Annotated in this window: 1 protein-coding gene and 1 pseudogene; one reads left to right on the forward strand and one right to left on the reverse strand. The window is 44.8% G+C overall.

Annotated features, from left to right (window positions below; translation table 11 throughout):
• A pseudogene (locus FTV52_RS14805) lies at positions 1-199 on the reverse strand (hypothetical protein); the annotation flags it as partial.
• A 129-nt stretch (positions 200-328) separates the two neighbouring features.
• On the opposite strand from FTV52_RS14805, the gene FTV52_RS14540 reads away from it, so the two are divergent.
• Positions 329-1144, forward strand: a complete 816-nt coding sequence (locus FTV52_RS14540) for an aminoglycoside O-phosphotransferase APH(3')-Ia (protein ID WP_000018326.1) — start codon at positions 329-331, stop codon at positions 1142-1144.
• Positions 1145-1320 lie beyond the last annotated feature (176 nt).

A 1320-nucleotide genomic window follows, 5' to 3' on the forward strand; every position in this document is an offset into this window, starting at 1 on the left:
GGCCAGGCCTCAGCATTTTATTATGGTGATCCCCTGGGCGAAATGCGCCTGGTAAGCAGAGTTTTTGAAATGTAAGGCCTTTGAATAAGACAAAAGGCTGCCTCATCGCTAACTTTGCAACAGTGCCGTATTTGCAGTACCAGCGTACGGCCCACAGAATGATGTCACGCTGAAAATGCCGGCCTTTGAATGGGTTCATGTGCAGCTCCATCAGCAAAAGGGGATGATAAGTTTATCACCACCGACTATTTGCAACAGTGCCGATAAAAATATATCATCATGAACAATAAAACTGTCTGCTTACATAAACAGTAATACAAGGGGTGTTATGAGCCATATTCAACGGGAAACGTCTTGCTCGAGGCCGCGATTAAATTCCAACCTGGATGCTGATTTATATGGGTATAGATGGGCTCGCGATAATGTCGGGCAATCAGGTGCGACAATCTATCGATTGTATGGGAAGCCCAATGCGCCAGAGTTGTTTCTGAAACATGGCAAAGGTAGCGTTGCCAATGATGTTACAGATGAGATGGTCAGACTAAACTGGCTGACGGCATTTATGCCTCTTCCGACCATCAAGCATTTTATCCGTACTCCTGATGATGCATGGTTACTCACCACTGCGATCCCCGGGAAAACAGCATTCCAGGTATTAGAAGAATATCCTGATTCAGGTGAAAATATTGTTGATGCGCTGGCAGTGTTCCTGCGCCGGTTGCATTCGATTCCTGTTTGTAATTGTCCTTTTAACAGCGATCGCGTATTTCGTCTCGCTCAGGCGCAATCACGAATGAATAACGGTTTGGTTGATGCTAGTGATTTTGATGACGAGCGTAATGGCTGGCCTGTTGAACAAGTCTGGAAAGAAATGCATAAGCTTTTGCCATTCTCACCGGATTCAGTCGTCACTCATGGTGATTTCTCACTTGATAACCTTATTTTTGACGAGGGGAAATTAATAGGTTGTATTGATGTTGGACGAGTCGGAATCGCAGACCGATACCAGGATCTTGCCATCCTATGGAACTGCCTCGGTGAGTTTTCTCCTTCATTACAGAAACGGCTTTTTCAAAAATATGGTATTGATAATCCTGATATGAATAAATTGCAGTTTCATTTGATGCTCGATGAGTTTTTCTGATAGTTAGTCTTTGTAGAGACACAAACCTGAAATTCCGGACACCGCGCTTGGCACTGTTGCAAATAGTCGGTGGTGATAAACTTATCATCCCCTTTTGCTGATGGAGCTGCACATGAACCCATTCAAAGGCCGGCATTTTCAGCGTGACATCATTCTGTGGGCCGTACGCTGGTACT

Origin of the sequence: Acinetobacter sp. YH1901141, assembly GCF_013416935.1 — a bacterium.
In the GTDB taxonomy this organism is placed as follows: Bacteria; Pseudomonadota; Gammaproteobacteria; order Pseudomonadales; family Moraxellaceae; genus Acinetobacter; species Acinetobacter towneri.

Excerpts from the sequence above, each read along its gene's own strand:
- FTV52_RS14540 (WP_000018326.1), top strand. The coding sequence starts at position 329 with ATGAGCCATATTCAACGGGAAACGTCTTGCTCGAGGCCGCGATTAAAT.